Origin of the sequence: Thermogemmatispora sp. (assembly GCF_042408735.1) — a bacterium.
In the GTDB taxonomy this organism is placed as follows: Bacteria; Chloroflexota; Ktedonobacteria; order Ktedonobacterales; family Ktedonobacteraceae; genus Thermogemmatispora.
Window position 1 is genome coordinate 1 of record NZ_JBHOQV010000185.1, and the last position, 14694, is coordinate 14694.

Sequence of the window (14694 nt, forward strand, 5' to 3'; positions counted from 1 at the left end):
GCCCGATATGGACGGCATTGCTGCCGCCGAGATTCTGACGCAGGAACGCATCGCGCCGGTGCTGCTGCTGACCGCCTTTGGCGATCAACCGCTGGTCGAGCGTGCGAAGCAGGCTGGTGTCGTGAATTATATTGTGAAGCCGCTGCGCGAGAGCGAGGTGGCCCCGGCCATCGAGGTGGCACTCGCCCGCTACAACGAGTTCCGCGCGATGGAGGGGAAGGCGAAGGAGCTGAGCGAGCAGCTTGAGACCCGCAAGGTGGTCGAGCGGGCAAAGGGGCTGCTGATGCAGCGCTATGGCCTGACCGAGCAGGAGGCTTTCCGTAAGATCCAGAAGGCCAGCATGAACAACCGCAAGTCGATGCGCGAGGTTGCGGAGGCCATCCTGCTGACTAACGAGATCAACGAGATGTAGCCTGGTCAGTCGCGCCACTTGCTGGCCCGCCCAAAGGGTGGGAGGAGAGGCGAGCGAGTTTCGTTTTATCTTGTCGCTGTCGGGCAGCAGGCGCTAAGGCTGACGAAAGAGTCCGTTGCAGAGCAGAGAGAGCAGAACAAGGCTCGAGTCGGGGGCGGCATTGCCGCCGTCCCCTCCCCTCTGGGTTGTCCTCGTTGCGCGTCGCGCGAGATCGCATCGGCTGAATTAAGGAGAGCTAGCTGTCTGTCCCGTCCGCCTCCTTCCGGGGCCAGGGCGCTGGGCGAGGCGCGTACGCAAGGCCAAAGCAAGAGGGAGAGAAGCAGAGGCAAGCCGAGACGGAAGGAAAGAGAAGAAGGACATCAGACGGGAGCGATGCAGCCGACAGTTTCTGCTACTGAGAACGTTGTCACGGTTGTCGGTATCCGGTTCCGTCCCGCCGGGCGCATTTATTATTTTGATCCCCAGGGACAGACCTATCGCACGGGCCAGTATGTGATCGTCGAGACGGTGCGAGGGGTGGAGGCGGGCCGTGTAGTCATCCCCGCGAAAAAGGTGGCAGAAAGCGAGCTGAGCGACCCCCTGAAACCTGTGCTCCGCCTGGCAACCGAGGAGGAGCTGCGCATGATGCTCTCCTATAAGGCGAAGGAAAAGGAAGCATTGGTTCGCTGTGCGCAGCGCATTGCTCAGCACAAGCTTCCTATGAAATTGGTGGAGGCGGAGTATACTTTTGATGGGAGCCGTTTGACGTTCTATTTCACCTCGGATGAGCGCGTCGACTTCCGGGCCCTGGTACGCGATCTGGCAGCGACTTTTCGCACGCGCATCGAGCTGCGCCAGATCGGAGCACGCGATCAGGCCAAGCTTCAGGGCGGCGTGGGCCCCTGCGGCAAGACGCTCTGCTGCAGCTCCTGGATCAGCGATTTCGGCATCATTTCGATTAAAATGGCCAAGGAACAGGGCCTGCCCCTCAACCCGGCCAAGATCTCGGGAGTCTGTGGCCGTTTGCTCTGTTGCCTGTCCTACGAGAATGAGAACTATATTCAGGCCAAGAAGCGTATGCCGCAGATCGGGACCATTCTGGAGACGCCCAGCGGACCCGGCAAGGTGGTTTCGATCAATGTACCCAAGGAAACGGTCGAGGTCATGCTGGAAAGCGGGGCGACGATCCAGGTCCCTGTCCCCCAGCGGCAGGAGCAAGGCCCAGGTTCGGGGTCAGGGCGTGCCTCATCCGCGGGTGGCGGTTGTTGTCAGACCTGTCGGCTGAATCCTTATCGTCAGGAGGAGTCTGCGGCCCCCGGGGCCGGCTGCGGCTGTGGTCACTCGGGCCCTGGCCCCTGCCCGCGCTGCGGCTCTCAAAGCGGCTGCCGGTCCGGCTGCAGCACCAGCAATACCAATCTGAATCAGTAACGGGCGGATTAGCTTCTTCAGGTGCTGAGAGAGGGAGGCGCGTCTATGTCTTCACAATGGATGGACCCGGGCCAGGCCGATGACCCCGTGGCCAGCGCGATTTGGACGGCCCCGGCCCCGGCCTCGCAGGCGGCGGCTACTGCCCGCCAGGGTCCACTTGCCCCTGATGACTCAATATCCGTTTCCGCTCTGCCCGAGACAGAGGCGGATACCGATGGGTTAGCCGATGAAGGCTACCCTTCCTCGCGTGTCGAAACGCTCTGGTTAGTTGCCAGGCAGTTTTCTCCGCTGCTCCTGCCGCTGTTATTTGCTATCGTTACGTTCCTGCTCCTGGTGCCGGCTGCCCTGCATGGCAAGGCCTACCTGTCGCATGCGGGCCTCTTGCCGGCGGCTCTGATCCTGCTGGCGATCGCTATCCTCCACGGCGTCATGCTTTACTATGCCGCCGATAACACGGTCTTGTGGTCGCTGGCTCTAGCCTCTGGTGTTGGGTTATTCCTGGTTGCTGGCTCTTTTGCCCTCTTTGGTCCTCTGGTCAGCCTGATCCTCTTGATCCTCTTGATTGGGGGCGCGGTCGTCCTGCTGCGTTACCTGCTCCATCCGGTGCCGGAGGGCTATGTTGATCTGGTCTTCGCCTTCGGGCAGTATCGTCGCACGCTCTTTCCCGGCCCGAATGTGCTTCTCCCCTGGGAACGCGTGGCTCACCGTCTGAATACGCGGCGCACGCAATGGACCTGTCCGCCCCAGGTGGTGCATCTGACTCCCGACGAGGATGTCTATCTCTCGGCCACGATCTGCTACCAGCTTCTGCCCGAGGATGCCTATCTGGCAGTGACTGAGGTCAATGATTGGGAGGCCAGCCTCCGGCAGCTCTTGCTGACAACCATCCAGGCAGTAGTTTCAACCTTCAGTGTGGGCTATTTCCTGGCACGCCGCTCGCCGGTCTATGAGTCTTCGCCCTCTTATGAGGAGGAGGCTACGAGCTGGGAGGTGGTTAACGGCGAGCTGGCGGAGCGCATGCAGGATCAGGTGGCGATCTGGGGGGTGCAGATCCACTGGATCCATATTCATGATGTGGCGGTGGTGCCGCGCGGTTCGCTGCCCCCCGATACGGATGCTATGGAGGCGGTCAGGACCAATGGTCGAACGGCTAACGGGGCCGAAGCCGCGCACGGCTCGGAGACCGCTGGGGTCAGGGTTGCTGCCGGTTCGCCTCAGAGCCTGGCGTCAACGGCGCGCATGGCCGATCCTGGCCCTGATCCGGCAAGAGCTGCCGCCCAGGCCGGAGAGCAGAAGGCGGCGGCTGCCCCGTCGCTGTCTCCCCTGACCTTGAAAGAGGAGATCCTCGTGAGCGCCTATGAGGCTGTTCGCAACGAGCGCATTACCGATCCTGAGACGATCTCCTCGATCGCGGCGCGTTTCGAGGCCGTGGCCAACGATCCGGAGCTGAGCCGCCTGGTCAGCTTTGATGCCGCGCGAGCAGCGAGCGTCCTGCGTGAACGAGCCGACCTGATCCGCCAGCAGAAGCAGCGCATACGGGCCTATGCGCCGCAGTACGCTGATCAAACGGAGCTGGAACGTCCCAACCAGAGCTAACTTGCTTGCCGGAAGCTGCCTTTCCCGGCAGGGGCTGGCTGCGCTCCCTCCCTGGGAGCGTGTGCGCCAGCGCAGAGAGCGATGGCTGGAATTGGCTGCAGATCTGAGCAGTGAGACAAGGGCAGATCAGACCGAACCTCGGTCGGTCTGGCCCTTGTCTTTTCGTGAAGGAGCGAGCAAGTCCCTCGCCGCCTCCCGTCGCGGCAGGAGCGGAGATTCTCCTCGCGCTCAAGCTAAGCCGCTATTGTTGGAAGATGGTCTGAGGGTTATCGGTGGGCGTGGCGTTGGTCGGGGCCTTGATCGTGAACGGCTGGTTGAACTGGCTGTAGTCCACCGTGGCGTTGACCTGGATGCCGAGGACGCCGCTCATGCCGGAGTTGCCTGTTGTTGCCGTGCTTTGGAGCAGCTTATTCGCATCGAGATCTATGTTCATCTTTAGATTCATTTCGTGAACATAGAAGTTCTGCTCGTCGATCCAGAGATCCAGCCCGGCCTGCCGCAGCGTTGTGGCCTGGGCGATTCGCTGGATGTCACTCTGGCTGAGGCCGCTGGGTAGCTGCTCAAAGGAGGTGAGCAGCTCCTTAAGGGCATCTCGACCGAAGGTGACGCTGATATGGCGCAGACTCTGGCCGTGCAGGGTCTGGTCGCCGTGATCGGTGAGCTGAGCCTTCTGTGCCAGGGCGAGCAGCCGGGTATACTGATCGCTGTTGACGGCCCCGAGGAAGCTGCTGCTGCCGCTCAAACTGCTTTGCTCCAGGACATACCATTGCCCCTGCTTGTTTTGGATGTAGACCTTGCCATCTTGGAGGATTTCATTGAGCTGCAGGTTGCTGCCGAGACCGGGCACGCTCACTTTGAGCTGAGCCGAAGCCTGGTCTGGAAAGACCTCATCGCCACTGCCTTGGATTGAGATGGCCAGGTTGCCGGGCAGACTGCTGCTCTGGCTGCTCGGCGTGGCTGTCTCCTGGCTCTGCATCTGGAGGTTTTCTGTGAGGGACAGGTCCAGGTGGACTGTTTTTAGATGCTGCATGGTAGTGAGCGCTTTCTGCAACACCTGGCCAGCAGTCAGGGTGCTGCTGGGGCCGCTGCCGCCGCTGACGCTTCCGCAGGCGCTGAGCAGAAGCATCAGACCGAACAGGCCGGCCAGAAACGTCCTCGTCGATAGCCGGCGGATGAGCATGGCAACCTCCTTTCACTCGCGTGGTGGAAGTGTTCCTGAAAGGAGATAAACGTCTTGTAACGTTCTCTATAAAAAAGCTGGCGATTACTTTCCTTTGTCCCCTCTCGGCATTCTTGCCATGCTACGTCAAGAGCGATAGCACCTCATAAAAGCCACGGACAGCCTGTGTGGCTCGCTATCTGCCGCTTATCCCACAAGCTGCCCGTGGGCTGACCTGTCTGACCTGTCCACCACCTCATTCACTCAGCGAGGAGGAAGGAGGTTTAGCTTGTCTGAAAGATGGTCTGGGGATCATCTGTCGGCGTGGCGTTGGCCGGGGCTGTGATCGTCACAGGTTGGTTGAACTTACTGAGATCGACCTCGCTGCTGAGATTCACGAGCAGGGTCGGTGGCAGCAGTGTGCTGGCCACCCCGGCCACCGGCGTCAGCAGACCGCTGGTCTCGCCGTTCAGGCTCAGCTTGAGCTGCACGCGATGCAGGTAGAACTGCGTTTCATCGATCCACAGATCGAGCGTGGCCTGGAAGCTGCGCGTATGGTCGACCAGGCTATTGAGATTCTGGCTGCCGAGCAGGCTGCGGAGCTGTGTGTTGCTCGTCAGCAGTTGACGCAGTCCCTCTTTGTCCAGAACGGCGCTGATGTGACGCAAGCTCTGTCCGTTAAGGCTTTCCGCGCCGTGATCGCTAATACGGCTGTGCAGGGCTAGCGTCAGGAGGGCGTTGGTGTCTAGCTTCCAGCCGGCGAACAGGTTGCCGCTCGCCGCCTCCAGCCGCGAAGCATCGATGACGTACCACTGGCCGCGCGGATTCTGCAGATAGACCTGCTGACCGATGATGATCTCCGCTAGCTGCGTGCTCTGATTGAGGGTCAGATTGAGTGCCTGCCGCCCGTCGCTCAGGGACTGCTGGCCGTTGCCTGTCAGATTGAAGCTCAGGCTGACCAGGGGTGTGGCGTTGGCCGTGGCTGCCGGCGTGGCGCCTGCGGGAGTGGGCGTCGCCCCGACGGTCGCCGTGGCTGTTCCCTGGCCGGTGCCCTGCAGGGTACCGTTGGCCGCCAGCGTAAAGGCGAAGCTCTTCAACTTCTGCATGGCCTGGCTGCTCTTCTGCAAGACCTGGCCAACCGAGAGCTGGCTGCTCTGCTGTACCGGCGTCAGGCTCACCTCGCAGGCGCTCAGCGCCAGGACGAGACCCATTCCCAGGACCAGAACGGCGAACATCGCGCGTCGGCCCGCTCTGTTCTTGGGTGACATGCTCTGCATGAGAAACTCCTCTCTGTGGGCTGTCGTCTTTCGCTTGCTCTATCTCTATCTATAAGGGCAGGGCGGAACGACCCTTCTCCAGGGGGCACCCTGGTAAGAGGCGGAAGGCAACCGGACTGGACCAGCCTTGCCCCCAGGGAAGCAGAAGCCCGCTGTGCATCTTCTCCCCGCTTCCTTCCTCTGACACGTGCCAGGGCGAAGCTGTGTTTCAGTGCGCGGACATGGTATAATGCGCCTGGGAGCTACCGCTTTCGGCCTCGCAGGAGAGAAACAACAAGCATAACCCGGTCCCGGGGCAGGGTCTGTGCTCCTTCGGAGGGGCCTCCTTCGCCTCTCCCAGCAGACAGCAGGCCAGACCAGCTCATGCTTGCCCTGGCCTCGCCGATGCTGTGGGAGAGCGCGAGCCTGGACGGCTTCATCCGCTGGCTGGCAAAAGAGCAGAGTAGAGCGGAAGGCTAGTGCGGCATGTTGATCACTCGTCTTGAGCTGGAAAACATCAAGAGCTATCGTCATCTGACCGTCGAATTCCGGCGTGGGACGACGGCCATCCAGGGGGCTAATGGGGCCGGAAAGACCACGCTGGTCGAGGCCATTGGCTTTGCCCTCTTCGATGCCTTGCCGTATAAGCAGCATAGTCAGTTTGTACGCGAAGGCGAGAAATATGGCCTGATCCGCGTCCATCTGGTGGGCAACGACGAGCGCCGCTATATTGTCGAGCGCCGCTGCGGTGCCGGCGCCTACTGGCAGCTATACGATTGCGAGGCTGACTATCGCCTGGAACAGCGCACCGACGTGCTCGATAAACTGCATGAGCTGTTCGGGATCGAGCGCGAGCGCCCCCTGCCAACCCTCTTCCAGGACGCTCTCGGCGTGCCCCAGGGAACCTTCACGGCGGTCTTTCTAGAGACGCCGGCCAAGCGCAAAAAGACCTTCGATGAGCTGCTGCAGATCGAAGACTATCGTCTGGCCTCCGACTACTTGCGCGAGGTCCAGAATTACTATAAAGATCAGATGCAGCAGCAACAGCAGGAGATTCAGCGCCTCAGCTTCGAGACGCGCGACCTGGGCCAATGGCGGGAGGAGCTTGAACAGGCCCGCCAGCAGGAACGCCATCAGACCGAGCTGATTGCCACGGGCACGCGCCGACTGGAGGAGCTTGAGAACCATTATGCGCTTCTGCAGCGCCAACGCGACGAGCTGCTCGACCTGCGTCACCGCTTCGAGCAGTCCCAGCTAAGGCGTGAGGCCGCGCGCCAGCGGCTACTACAGTGCGAACAGGAGCTGGCACTGGCGCGCCAGGCCCAGGCCCTGGTCGAGGAGAATCGCGCCGCCTATCTGGCCTATCAGGAGGCCGAGGCCGCCTTACAGGAACTGCGCCAGGCCGAGCGCCAGCGCAACAGGCTGCGCCAGCAGCAGGCCGCCCTGGAGCAGCGCCGGGCGGGCATCAGCGCTAATAAGACCCATCTAGAGGCAGCTCTCAGCGAGATCGAGCGCGCCCGCCAGCGCGTTGTCGAGCTATCGCCGCTGGCCGATCGTCAGCGCGAGCTGGAGCGCCGGCGGGAGGAGCTGCGCCAGCAGGTGCAGCGCTACAATGAGCTGGTCGAAGAAGGGCGCAGTTTGCGTCGCCAACAGGAGCTACAAACAAAGCGCTTGCAGGAATTGCAGCATCAGGTGCGCGAGATCGAACCGCTGCAAGAGCGGGCCAGCCAGCTTCCTGAACACATCGCCCGCGTAACCCGGCTCCAGGCTCGCCTGACGGAGCGCAGCCAGAAACAACGCCAGCTTCAGGAGAAGCTGGAGTCTCTGCGCCAGAAAGAAGAGGAGCGCGCCCGGACGGCTGAGCGCCTGCGGAGCCTTGAGGAGACGATCGCCGCGGTCGAGGCTAGGCGCCAGGAGGTAGAGGCCCTGCCGGCCCTGCGCGCAGAGCAGGCCCAGTTGACTGCCCAGCGCTATCGTCTGGAGGCCAACATTGATGGTTACCGCGAGTCGTACAGTCGCTCGCGCGGCGGCCTCTGTCCCCTCCTTCATGAGCCGTGCCTCAACATTCGCCAGAAGGGGCTGGCCAGCCTCGAATCCTATTTCGAGCAACTCATTGCCCAAGATGAAGCCCAGCTTGCAGCTCTGCGAGAGCAACAGCAGAGGCTGGAGGAACAGGTTGCCAGCCTGACCGCCTACGCCCAGGAATATGAGCGCTTGGGCCATTATCGGGCGCAGCAGGCTGAATGCGTGGAGCGCCTGCGCCAACTGGCCGGCGAGCTGCTGCGCCTGCAACGCGACGTCGACGGCCTCCAGCAGGAGCTGGCTGAATTAGAGAACCTGGGCCAGGAGATCGCTCAGGCCGAAGAAGAGAAGCGCCGCAGCGAGATGGCCGATCAGCGCGTGCGGGCCTTGCCGGGCCTGCGGGCGAAAGTCGAGCAGCTCGAAGAGCAGCTAAAGCAGATAAACGATCAGCTTGTCGAACGTCGACAGCAGGTGCAGCAGTTGCAGGGTGCCCAGGAGAGGCTCCAGGAGGTTGAAACCCAGTTGACGGCGCTCGATGATCCCGCCGGCCAGATTCGTGGCCTCCTGACCACCATCGAGCGCGAGCCTCAACTGCGCGAGCAACTGGCCGGGCTGATCCAAAAGGAGGCTGAACTGAAGCAAGAGCTGGAGGCCCTCAACGCGCACCTGGCTGCCTATGAGGACCTCGATAGCCGCCTGGCTGAACAGGAGGCTCGCCGCCGCCAGGCTCAGGCCGGCTACCAGACCTATCTGGCCCATGAGCAGGGAGCGCGTCAATTGCCTCAGCGTCAACAAGCCCACGCGCAAGCCAGCGCCGACTACCTGGCCGCCGAGCAGGAGCGCCAGCAGGCCGAGCGCATCTATCAGCAGGCCCAGATCGCTTTTGACGAGGCCACCTTTCTGCGCACCGATGAAGAGATCAAGAAGCTGCGCGCCGACCTCAAGGGCTATACTACCGCCTTGCAACACACGCGCTCTCGCCTGGCCGAGCTGGAGACGCGCATCCGTCAGGCCGAGACGCTCCTCGTGGCGTTAGAAGCTGCTCAGCAGGAATATCGCACCATTGAGGATCTCAATGGCATGATAGATCTCTTCAGGCAGTTGCTTAAAGAAGCCGCTCCGCAGATCCTGCGGGCCCGCCTGGCCGAGATCTCTGCCGAGGCCAACCGCATCTTTGGTGAAATCATGGGGGATCGCAGCGCTCAACTGAGCTGGCAGGACGACTACGAAATTGTCGTGCGTAGCCGCAGCGCCACGCGCACCTTTGCCCAGCTCAGCGGCGGCGAGCAGATGAGCGCCGCCCTGGCCGTGCGCCTGGCCCTGCTCAAAAAGCTTTCCAACCTGACCATCGCCTTCTTCGACGAGCCGACCCAGAACATGGATAGCACCCGCCGCACGAACCTGGCGGAGCAGATTCGGCGTGTCCGCGGGTTCGATCAGCTGATCGTTATTAGCCATGACGATACCTTTGAGCAAGGACTCGACAGCCTGATCCGCCTGCGCAAAGAGAACGGCGAGACGCGCCTGGTCAGTGACGAAGAGTGGCAGGCTGCCTTTGAGCGGGAGGAGGAACACGCTCATGCTCCATAGGGGCAAGCTATTGGCCGCCCTGGCCAGCAAACGCGACCAATTCACGCTCTACGGCGGGGCGTACAGCGATCAGTTGGGGGCCTATCGTCACGCCCTGGAGACCCTCCATCGTCGCTACCGCTCAAGCGCCCATCTGGAGCAACATCTGCCACCCAGGGGCGAAGGTCTGCCGCCAGCGGGAGCGCGCCCAACGATCGAGTTCGATCGCTGGCTCGTCGCGGCCGGCCAGGACGACTACCACGCTCCTGTCTTTCGCTTCAACGAGCGCTTTGCCAATCATGAGCAGGCCCGGCAGTGGGCGGAATGCATCGAGGGGATCACCACCCTGGCTGTTGACGGCAGCCAGCTTCAGCCCTGGCGCGATGCCTCGATCCCCGTGGCTCTGGTCCAGGTTGGCCTCTTTATCAATCCCCACCAACGTGGGCGCCCCTACGTCAAGGACGTGCGCCTTGAAGTGCTGGCGCCTGACGAAATCCTTGAAGAGGCGTCCAGCGAGAGTGCCGATCCCAGTGGCTACCCCTACTCCGAGCTGCAGGTCTCGCTGCGCCGCTTCCAGCTCGAGGTCGAGACCCTTTGCGGCCAGATGGAGCGGCTGGCTCGTCAGCGCCGTCCCGAGGAGCCGGCTCACAGTCCCGTCGTCTTCTTCGATGGCTCACTGGTCGTCTCCTTCGCTCTCACGATGCCCAGTCCATACCGCGAGCGCTACATCGCTGGGGCCGTGGCGCTGCTGCAAGCCTCGGAGCGCTTTCGTGTTCCCCTGATTGGCTACATCGATACCAGCTATGCGCGTGATATCATTACCATGCTCCTGCGTCTCGACTCCATGCAGCCGCAGCCGCTGCTGCGCGAGACCAAGCGCATTCACGATGCCCTACTCTGGCAGGGGCGCCTGCGCTGGGGCGATCGCACTCCGGCCATGATCTGTGCTCGCGGTGACGTCCTTGACCACTACGGTCCCTACCGCGAGCGTATCGCCTTTTGCTATCTGCAGGCTGTCAGTCAGCGCCCGCCGGCCCGCCTCGAGTTCCCGCGCTGGATCGTCGACGAGGGCCTGCTTGATCCCGTCATCGATGTCGTGCGGGCCGAGATTATCGCCGGAGGTCAGGGCTATCCCTATGCCATTGAGACCGCGGATGCCGTGGCCGTCATCACTCTTCAGGATCGCAGCGAGTTCTATGCGCACTTCCAGCAGTTTATCGAAAGCCAGGGTCTGAGTTTTACCTTCTCCTCCAAGGCGCTCAGTAAAAGTCGACGGCGCTAAAGGCCGCTCGGGCCTCTGGAATGCGACCGTCGCCAGGGACGAGCCTGCCGGCGCTCGGAGCTGCCGCGATGTGATATCATAGAGATGTTTGAAGCCTGTGTGGTCAATCTTGTCGGAGAGGATGTCTTTTTCGAAGCGCTATCATCTATTATGTCGCAACTAACATCGCGGACAGCCAGCTACAAGCTGACCTGTCGCTGTGGTCATAGCTTTGAGTGCCAGATCTATGAGTATGTTAACGCCGCGCGTGACCCGCACCTGCGTTATGCGCTGCTGGCGGGCCGCCTCAACGTAGTGACCTGTCCCGCCTGTGGACGGCGAGCCCAGGCGCGGCGGCCCTTCATCTATTCCGATCTGCCCAATCGCCTGCTCGTCTACGTTCATCCCCGCGAGAACGTGCCGCGGGAGGGGCGCGAACTGATCGAGGCCAGGTTGCGCGAGGTCTACGAGCGCGTGGCCCAACCGCAAGGGGAGCCGGAGAAGGGGTCGGCCTCACGGGCCCTGCAAGAAGCGAAGGCGGACCAGGGCGCAGGTGGAACCGGCGAATCCGAGGTTCCAGACACGGACGAGATGGCTTCCTCCCTCGCTGCCGCCGCGGCGGTGCGAGGGCCGGGCGAGGAGGTACCTCCCCTCCAGGTGATCTTTGGGCTGGATCAACTGGCCCTGCTGATCAATACCAGTCTGAGCCAGGATGAACGCCTCGGCAAGATCGCCCTGCGCACTCAGAGCCGCAGCACCGCTCAGCGCGGTCAGATGCTGGACATCGCCCGGCGCCTGGCACGTGAGATGCAGTGCATCGTTGAGGAGGAAGAGCAGGGCGAAACGTACACGGTCTGGCTCTATGGTCCGCGGCGGCAGATCGGAGCCATTATGCGAGCCTTGGCCCCCAGGGGGTAAGGAAGAGGCCATGATCACAGTTGGCATCTTGACGATCAGCGACGGCGCCGCTCAGGGAAGGCGCCAGGATACGAGTGGCGAGACCATCCGCTCGCTCGTGGCTCAGCTTCCCGAGGCGGTGGTTAGCGCTGCCGCTATTGTTCCCGATGAACGGGATCAGATCGAGGCCATGCTGCGCACCTGGTGCGATGAGCGGCGGCTGAACTTGATCCTTACGACCGGTGGCACCGGCCTGGCCCCTCGCGATGTAACCCCCGAAGCCACCAGGGCCGTCATAGAACGCGAGGCCCCGGGCCTGGCCGAAGCCATGCGCGCCGCAAGCCTGCAGCATACGCCCTTTGGCATGCTTTCGCGCGGGATCGCCGGCACGCGCGGGCAGACGCTCATTGTGAACCTGCCGGGCAGTCCCAAGGCCGTCAAAGAATGTCTGGAGACGATCCTGCCCGTGCTGCCACATGCTATCAACCTGCTCACCGGCGGTCCCAGCGAGCACTAACCTGGCGATCAGCGCTCCTGTCCCAAAAACGCTGCCCGGGATAGCATGTTCACGCTGGCTTTTTTTAAGCCTTTAGATCTTCCTGATGGTGTCAGCCCGACTGCCCTGGCGGGCGATGCTCAGCCGCCGGCGGCGCCCCTGGTTCTGGCCAATCTGGGGGGAGACCTGATGCTGAGCTTTGGCTCCCCGTCCTCGCGGGGGGCAGGCGGGAAGAGAGAGGCCGTCGTCTGGGGCTGCCGAGCGAGATGCCATAGACCGTCATGCGCATGACAGCCAGACGCTATGCCGCTCACAGCGACGCCATCTTTGCCCTGGCCTGGTCGCCAGATGGCCAGCTCCTCGCTTCCGCTGGACGAGATCGGACCGTACGTCTCTGGCGCTCTTCGGAAGACGGCGAGCTTGCACCCTGGGCCATCTACACGGGCCACGAGCAGTGCGTTCTCTCACTGGCCTGGTCCCCCGATGGTCGTTGGCTGGCCTCGGGCGATACCGCCGGCACCGTCCATCTCTGGGAAGCCACGGCACCTGAGCGCTGCCTGCTCATCTACCGCGGACATCGCCGCTTCGTCCGTTCCCTGGCCTGGTCTCCCAGCGGCGACTACCTCATCTCCGGCGGCGACTACGGTGACAGCAGCCTGCAGCTTTGGGAGAGCCGTAGCGGGCGCTGCCTGCTCGTCGACCAGCAGCAATACCGCCTCTTCGCGGTTGGCTGGGCCTCTAACGGGCAACACCTGCTCAGCGCGAGCTTTGACGGCTATGTCGACATCTGGACAATTACCTTAACCCCCACACTGAGCGCCGAGCGCTGCCTGCGCTTCCACGAGCATGGCCGGCCCGTCTACAGCGCCGTCTGGTCGCCAGATAGTCGACAGATCGCTTCGGGAGGTGCCGACAGCCGGGTCCTGGTCTGGCAGCCGCAAGTCCCGCAGCCGCAGCTCCTCACCGCCTATCGCGGCCATAACCAGCCCCTGAAAGCTCTGGCCTGGTCGCCGGATGGTCAGTACATCGCCTCGGCTGGCGATGACAGTCGCCTTCTGATCTGGCGCGCCAGCAGCGGAACTACCCTTCTCAGCTATGGCGAGCACCGGCGCTGGATCCGCTGCCTGGCCTGGTCTCCCCGGGGTAGGCAAATTGCTTCGGCCAGTGATACACTGATACATATCCTGAGTATAGATGCAGATTAGCTCAGCAGTAGCATCAAAGGGACCTGAGTCACAGCCATTTCTAACGCGAGCATGCGAGAATCAGCCATGTCCAGCGAAGATGCCAGCCAAGAGCGGGGGTGGATCATGCGCCGCCAAGAAAGCAGCCTCGACCTTTTTCGGGAGGCCGAGGAGGTCGAAGAACTCAGCGACGGCTATGCCTTTCGCTTCAGAGGCGAACCAGCCCAGCTTGCGGCCATCCTTGCGCTCATCAAAGTCGAGCGCGAGTGCGCTCCCCTGCTCGCCTTTGAACTGCAGTTCGCACCGCAGCGCGGGCCGCTCTGGCTGCGCATTCGCGGGCCAGAGGGGACCAAAGCCTATGTCCGAAAAGGGCTGAGCGCTCCCAGGCGCCTCATCTAGGCGTTGGTCGCCCTCGCCTCTGCCGGCCTGCGACAGTGTCAGACGGTCGCGCTGAACCGATGTGCCTCAATCAGGAAGGAGCGGGAATCATGGCGACCCGAGTCTATCCAGAAAAAAGAGGGCTGCTGCAGAGCAGCGACCGCCCCGATCCGGCCTGGCTGGAGGCGGTCACCACTCTCATCCCGCCCAGCGGCAAGCTTGTCCTCGATCTCGGCTGTGGCAATGGCCTCTACACTCAAGCCCTGGCTGAGCTGGGGGCTGCCTATGTCATTGGTCTCGATAGCGCCGAAGAGCAGCTAGAGCAGGCGCGCCAACGCTGCGCGGGCTATCGCAACCTCGAATTTCTACGCGGCAACGCCCTGGCCACCGGACTTCTGGCCGAGCGCTACGATATCGTCTTCATGCGTGCCCTGCTGCGCGACCTGCAATCCGCGGAGCTGCGCCCTTGCCTCATCGAGGCCTATCGCCTGCTTAAGCCCGGTGGTCAGTTGCTCATCCAGGACCAGACTCCCGAAGACCTGCTGGAGCCGGGGAGCAGGACCCATATCTGGGGCTATCTCTTTGGCCGCTACCCGCGTCTGGTCGATCAGCGTCTGCTGGCCCGCTGCAAACGCGAAGAGGTACGCCAGATCATGCAGGACGTTGGCTTTCGCGAGGTACAGCAGCGCTCTCTGTGGGAGACACGCGGCGTCTATCCCAACAGCAGCGCCCTGGCCGAAGAGCTGGTGAACCATGTCCTTAGCGCCCCGCTCTACGCAATGAGCGAAGAGGAAGTCAACGAGCTGCTGGCCTACATTGCCTTTCTCGAAGAGCATCTGGCCCAGTCCGAGCAGGCCCAGGGTGGCGAGATTATCGCTCAGGAATGCTGGACCCTCTGGTATGGGCGAAAGGCCGCCTGAGCGGTCAAGAGCGCCCCATCGCTGCCAGAGCAGAGGGACCGCTCACCGAAGTGTGGCAGGCAAGGTAGACCCGGCGCGAGAGCGTGGCGAGCCTTTTCGGCTGAACGAGAAGCAGGCTCAGGCTCGCCGCCCTCTCG

The 14694-nt window shown here is 62.6% G+C and carries 12 protein-coding genes; 10 read left to right on the forward strand and 2 right to left on the reverse strand.

Annotation, left to right across the window (positions count from 1 at the left end):
• The 3 genes from ACFMO7_RS19480 to ACFMO7_RS19490 all read left to right on the forward strand — a co-directional run.
• Positions 1-412, forward strand: a 412-nt coding sequence (locus ACFMO7_RS19480; RefSeq protein ID WP_376797150.1) for an ANTAR domain-containing response regulator, incomplete at its 5' end; no start/stop codon positions are given.
• A 372-nt stretch (positions 413-784) separates the two neighbouring features.
• The gene (locus ACFMO7_RS19485; RefSeq protein WP_376797151.1) at positions 785-1819 is read left to right on the forward strand and encodes a stage 0 sporulation family protein; all 1035 of its coding nucleotides are present in this window, start codon (positions 785-787) and stop codon (positions 1817-1819) included.
• Positions 1820-1864: 45 nt separating this feature from the next.
• Positions 1865-3415: an SPFH domain-containing protein gene (locus ACFMO7_RS19490; protein ID WP_376797152.1), complete on the forward strand. Its 1551-nt coding sequence runs from the start codon at positions 1865-1867 to the stop codon at positions 3413-3415.
• Between the two features lie 241 nt (positions 3416-3656).
• Here the strand turns inward: ACFMO7_RS19490 and ACFMO7_RS19495 are convergent, their stop codons facing one another.
• On the reverse strand, positions 3657-4595 hold the full coding sequence (locus ACFMO7_RS19495) for a DUF6612 family protein (RefSeq protein ID WP_376797153.1): 939 nt from the start codon (positions 4593-4595) through the stop codon (positions 3657-3659).
• A gap of 263 nt (positions 4596-4858) precedes the next feature.
• Complete coding sequence (locus tag ACFMO7_RS19500) at positions 4859-5851, reverse strand: hypothetical protein (protein ID WP_376797154.1); 993 nt, start codon at positions 5849-5851, stop codon at positions 4859-4861.
• A 465-nt stretch (positions 5852-6316) separates the two neighbouring features.
• Here ACFMO7_RS19500 and ACFMO7_RS19505 point away from each other — a divergent pair, with 465 nt between their 5' ends.
• From ACFMO7_RS19505 to ACFMO7_RS19535, 7 genes are all read left to right on the forward strand, one after another.
• Positions 6317-9442: a hypothetical protein gene (locus ACFMO7_RS19505; RefSeq protein ID WP_376797155.1), complete on the forward strand. Its 3126-nt coding sequence runs from the start codon at positions 6317-6319 to the stop codon at positions 9440-9442.
• Positions 9432-10703: a DNA double-strand break repair nuclease NurA gene (locus tag ACFMO7_RS19510; RefSeq protein WP_376797156.1), complete on the forward strand. Its 1272-nt coding sequence runs from the start codon at positions 9432-9434 to the stop codon at positions 10701-10703. Before ACFMO7_RS19505 ends, ACFMO7_RS19510 begins: the two co-directional genes overlap by 11 nt.
• A gap of 150 nt (positions 10704-10853) precedes the next feature.
• Complete coding sequence (locus tag ACFMO7_RS19515; RefSeq protein WP_376797157.1) at positions 10854-11600, forward strand: CpXC domain-containing protein; 747 nt, start codon at positions 10854-10856, stop codon at positions 11598-11600.
• Positions 11601-11610: 10 nt separating this feature from the next.
• The gene (gene mog, locus ACFMO7_RS19520; RefSeq protein ID WP_376797158.1) at positions 11611-12096 is read left to right on the forward strand and encodes a molybdopterin adenylyltransferase; all 486 of its coding nucleotides are present in this window, start codon (positions 11611-11613) and stop codon (positions 12094-12096) included.
• A gap of 260 nt (positions 12097-12356) precedes the next feature.
• Complete coding sequence (locus ACFMO7_RS19525; RefSeq protein ID WP_376797159.1) at positions 12357-13280, forward strand: WD40 repeat domain-containing protein; 924 nt, start codon at positions 12357-12359, stop codon at positions 13278-13280.
• 105 nt (positions 13281-13385) lie between these two features.
• Positions 13386-13658: a hypothetical protein gene (locus ACFMO7_RS19530; RefSeq protein ID WP_376797160.1), complete on the forward strand. Its 273-nt coding sequence runs from the start codon at positions 13386-13388 to the stop codon at positions 13656-13658.
• A gap of 89 nt (positions 13659-13747) precedes the next feature.
• Entirely contained in the window at positions 13748-14557 is an 810-nt protein-coding gene (locus tag ACFMO7_RS19535) for a class I SAM-dependent methyltransferase (protein WP_376797161.1), read from the forward strand.
• The last annotated feature ends 137 nt before the right edge of the window (positions 14558-14694 follow it).

What these genes read in the sequence shown, in the direction of transcription:
- ACFMO7_RS19485 (WP_376797151.1), top strand. Translation starts at nt 785, where the DNA reads ATGCAGCCGACAGTTTCTGCTACTGAGAACGTTGTCACGGTTGTCGGT.
- ACFMO7_RS19490 (WP_376797152.1), top strand. Translation starts at nt 1,865, where the DNA reads ATGTCTTCACAATGGATGGACCCGGGCCAGGCCGATGACCCCGTGGCC.
- ACFMO7_RS19495 (WP_376797153.1), bottom strand. Translation starts at nt 4,595, where the DNA reads ATGCTCATCCGCCGGCTATCGACGAGGACGTTTCTGGCCGGCCTGTTC.
- ACFMO7_RS19500 (WP_376797154.1), bottom strand. Translation starts at nt 5,851, where the DNA reads ATGCAGAGCATGTCACCCAAGAACAGAGCGGGCCGACGCGCGATGTTC.
- ACFMO7_RS19505 (WP_376797155.1), top strand. Translation starts at nt 6,317, where the DNA reads ATGTTGATCACTCGTCTTGAGCTGGAAAACATCAAGAGCTATCGTCAT.
- ACFMO7_RS19510 (WP_376797156.1), top strand. Translation starts at nt 9,432, where the DNA reads ATGCTCCATAGGGGCAAGCTATTGGCCGCCCTGGCCAGCAAACGCGAC.
- ACFMO7_RS19515 (WP_376797157.1), top strand. Translation starts at nt 10,854, where the DNA reads ATGTCGCAACTAACATCGCGGACAGCCAGCTACAAGCTGACCTGTCGC.
- mog (WP_376797158.1), top strand. Translation starts at nt 11,611, where the DNA reads ATGATCACAGTTGGCATCTTGACGATCAGCGACGGCGCCGCTCAGGGA.
- ACFMO7_RS19525 (WP_376797159.1), top strand. Translation starts at nt 12,357, where the DNA reads ATGCGCATGACAGCCAGACGCTATGCCGCTCACAGCGACGCCATCTTT.
- ACFMO7_RS19530 (WP_376797160.1), top strand. Translation starts at nt 13,386, where the DNA reads ATGCGCCGCCAAGAAAGCAGCCTCGACCTTTTTCGGGAGGCCGAGGAG.
- ACFMO7_RS19535 (WP_376797161.1), top strand. Translation starts at nt 13,748, where the DNA reads ATGGCGACCCGAGTCTATCCAGAAAAAAGAGGGCTGCTGCAGAGCAGC.